The sequence below is a fragment of the Shewanella nanhaiensis genome, assembly GCF_019457885.1.
GTDB lineage: Bacteria > Pseudomonadota > Gammaproteobacteria > Enterobacterales > Shewanellaceae > Shewanella > Shewanella nanhaiensis.
In genome coordinates this window covers 1-4,084 of sequence record NZ_JAHZST010000040.1, presented here as the reverse complement: position 1 = coordinate 4,084, position 4,084 = coordinate 1, and the positions used below count along the sequence as shown (strand labels likewise).

The 4,084-nt window shown below is 45.3% G+C and carries 2 protein-coding genes; both read left to right on the top strand.

Annotated elements, in window-relative coordinates; all coding sequences use genetic code 11:
* Nucleotides 1-2,793: VCBS domain-containing protein (locus K0625_RS24195; protein WP_220111914.1), on the top strand; the 2,793-nt coding region annotated here is incomplete at its 5' end.
* A 308-nt stretch (nucleotides 2,794-3,101) separates the two neighbouring features.
* Complete coding sequence (locus K0625_RS24190; RefSeq protein ID WP_220111913.1) at nucleotides 3,102-3,989, top strand: retention module-containing protein; 888 nt, start codon at nucleotides 3,102-3,104, stop codon at nucleotides 3,987-3,989.
* Nucleotides 3,990-4,084 lie beyond the last annotated feature (95 nt).

The following is a 4,084-nucleotide window of genomic DNA, read 5'->3' as shown; positions in this document are numbered from 1 at the left end:
TTCAGCATCGATGCCGCCACAGGGGCGTGGGAGTATGAGTTAGACAACAGCGCCGCCGACAGTCTCGCCGAAGGGCAAACGGCCCAAGAGACCTTCCTCGTTACCGTCACCGATGAGTTCGGCGCCACCGATACCCAACTGGTAACCGTCACAGTACAAGGCACTAACGACTCACCCATTCTCTTTATCGACACCGATGACAGCGCAAGCGGCACTGTGATTGAAGCCGGTAACCTCGATGATGGTACCGTCGTCGCTGGTACAGCCATTATCAACGGCACCCTATCCGTTAGCGATGTCGACACCATCGTCACCGATAACCCTGTGTGGAGCTTTGCCGCTCAAACTAACCTCTATGGTAGCTTCAGCATCGATGCCGCCACAGGGGCGTGGGAGTATGAGTTAGACAACAGCGCCGCCGATAGTCTCGCCGAAGGGCAAACGGCCCAAGAGACCTTCCTCGTTACCGTCACCGATGAGTTCGGCGCCACCGATACCCAACTGGTAACCGTCACAGTACAAGGCACTAACGACTCACCCATTCTCTTTATCGACACCGATGACAGCGCAAGCGGCACTGTGATTGAAGCCGGTAACCTCGATGATGGCACCGTCGTCGCTGGTACAGCCATTATCAACGGCACCCTATCCGTTAGCGATGTCGACACTATCGTCACCGATAGCCCAGTATGGAGCTTTGCCGCTCAAACTAACCTCTATGGTAGTTTCAGCATCGATGCCGCCACAGGGGCGTGGGAGTATGAGTTAGACAACAGTGCCGCCGACAGTCTTGCCGAAGGGCAAACTGCCCAAGAGACCTTCCTCGTCACTGTGACCGATGAATTCGGTGCCACCGATACCCAACTCGTGACCGTCACCGTACAAGGCACTAATGATTCACCAGTATTAACAGTCAATGACTTAACAGCAGAGGTAACTGAAGATGTCAGCGATCCAATGCTAACTGATAGCGGTGCACTCAGTTTCACCGATGTCGATCTTACTGATACACACACAGTCAGTGAGGTGTATAACAACAATATTAACTGGAGTGGCGGTGATATAACTTCAGTGCTCACAGCACAACAGATCACCGACCTCATAGATGGCTTCAGTGTAGATAGCGATAGTTGGGACTACAATATAGCCAACTCATTAGTTCAATTCCTCGCCATAGGTGAAAGTATCACCCTTAGTTTCGATGTCACCGTTACTGATATTAACGGCGCCACAGATACTGAAACAGTGACAGTGACCATCAACGGCACCAACGATCCTCTTGAGGGAGATTTCCAAAAAGATATTTGGATGCCAGCCGCGTTAGAGGAGATGGTCGACCCATACACAGCAGGCTACCCACTTCTGCTAACCGCACCAAGTGATGTAGATACAAACGATTCACTCACAATTACCGTATCCATGATCCCAAGCGAAGGGGAAGTTGGCTACTACGATGGCAATAACCTCTTTGTTCCCTTAGAGGTTAACGATGTTATCACCACTGATATGCTGACAAACCTTGTCTATATGCCTAATGGTGATATAACAGCGGCAAACGAATACACACTCAGCTTTACCATGCTATCCGGTAGTGAAGAGGTCATTGCAACCTACAACATACACACTGTTCCCCCCACAAGCTTACCTGGTCAGTCTGTTCAAATTGGTGATGGCTCATCACCGTTAACTTCAGGTAATGATCAAGATGCGCAACTAGTATTAAACAGTGATTTTGCTTCTAACATCACTAATAACCCAGATCTCGCAAGTCTCGTACTCTTTACCGACTTCCAGAAGAGCCCCTTTGCCAGCCCTATTCCAGCCGACGAGATAGGAGGAACAGCCGGAACAGAAAGAGAAGATGAAGTATCAATTCGCCTCACCATTAATGGTATCGTCTTTGTGGTGTTAGCCGCAGCAAATGGTGTAACTGATTGGTTTTATGATGTTGAAACTGGACTAATGCGAGCTGAGTTTGATTACTCCACTATTTATCAAGAGAGTGATCCTAATATCAGCCTTATAGATTATATAAATAGCAACAACTATACCCCAGCAGCAGGTGACATCTGGACCATCACCTATCTGGATAACGACGGTGGCTCCTATCAAGCTAGATTTGTTCAAGCCAACTTTGTTTTCGACAACCAAGGTGATCCAAGCCTGACTATCACAGGAACCGCAGGTGTCGATAACCTACTCTTTGGTGGAATCTCCCACGACACGCTTACTGGTGCCGAATTAAACGATCGTATCTTTGCCCGAGAGGGAGATGATCTGCTTGATGGTGCAGATGGAGATGATGAGTTAGTTGGTGGCTCAGGTAATGACACCATCACAGGTGGCGCTGGCAATGACTACCTCAATGGTGGTGCTGATAACGATGACCTCGATGGGGGAACCGGCAGTGATATTCTCATTGGAGGCATGGGTTCTGATACCTTAGATGCTGGTTTAGACTCAGATAATGACACCTTTATCTGGCAAACTGGCGATGCTGATGCCAGTTCCGATACAGTGCAAAACTTTAACCTATCCCACGACATATTAGATCTATCAGAGATTTTACTGGATGAAGAAAATAACTCACTTGAATCTTACTTTACATTTAATTTTGTTGGAGGCAGCACCATTATCACTGTGGATACTAATGGCGCCCTCGCAGATGGAGACACAATCACTATTACACTTGAAGATGTAGATCTGTCTCAAGAGTATGGCGACACAAATGAAACTGTCATTCTCGATGGATTACTTTTCGATGAAGCCATTGTGGTTGATCTCTTGCCCTAGATATTACAATTAGCTCCATAATCAATAAAAGCGGGCGAAGGTCCGCTTTTTTATTTGCAAACTGATGCCCACACCAATTCTCTCCCAAAACAAATATATCAAAGAGATAAGCACATAAACCAATCGACTGCCTAGCACAAAAGACTGCTTATACAAATTTAAACAGCCCTTTTATCGGTTAAAAATTGACCGATAATAGTAAATCTGTATTATCAATACCCCTTTTCGATTTTGGAACCCGATTTTTGACACTCACTTTCTGACCAAAAGACTAATGAGATAAAAATTTGCTTACAGGGAGTAATCAAATGATGTTATACGTGACCACCCAACAGGGAAAAGTGATATTTGTAGACGGTAACACAGTTATCGACATTGATGGTGCCAAGAAAAAAGTTGTTGCTAATGATTATTTTCATTCTGGTGCAAAAATCTATATTGAAGATAATACTCAATTCATTATCTCCTACGCAGATGGTTCTACTTACTCAAATAATCCCACTATTGATCCAGCTCTAGAGCAGGGTAACTTAACAAACATTGATGAAATTCAGGCACTTCAAAATTTAATCGAATCGGGTGAAGACCCAACACTTGAACTCCCAGAAACCGCCGCCGGCGGAAGTGGTAATGAGGGAGGCTTCGATTTTACTTCATTAATCAGAACCGCAGATGAAACATTAGCAGCAAGTGGTCATGACACCAAAGGGTTCCAATTTATACCAATCCCAGTAGATGAAGACCCCTTATCTACTCTTGAGGAGCTACCAACTCCCAGCTTAACCTCCTCCTCACTCACCTTCTCAGAAAGTCAGCTCCCACAGGGTTCAAACCCAACGAACAATGAATTAACTCGAGAGGGTAGCATCTTCTTCACTCCCCAAAGTGGGATCCTTAGTTTATCTATAAATGGAGAGATTATATTTACTAATGGAGTATTCCAAGGGCCTCTAAGCTTAGCCACAACCTCTGGTTTATTAACCATTACCGACTTAAATATTAATACTGGTTTAATCAGCTATAGCTACACACTCAATTCAGCTTTTAATCATACCGAAACGGATATTCACACCGACATATTTACCCTTTCTTTAGTCAACACCCAAGGAGAGACGGCTTCATCAAGGATCTCTATCAATCTTCTCGACGATAACCCTAGTGGACAAATGTATGGTACGCCCCGTTATTGCAAATAATAAAGCAAGATAACAGGAGTTGGTTTGCGCTAATGTATTCAGAGTCTATTGAGACCTTCATTAGTCCCAGCTCTACGATGAGATCCGCGCCAGAT

Bases quoted from the DNA above. Each gene is read 5' to 3' on its own strand.
- K0625_RS24190 (WP_220111913.1), top strand. From the start codon at position 3,102: ATGATGTTATACGTGACCACCCAACAGGGAAAAGTGATATTTGTAGAC.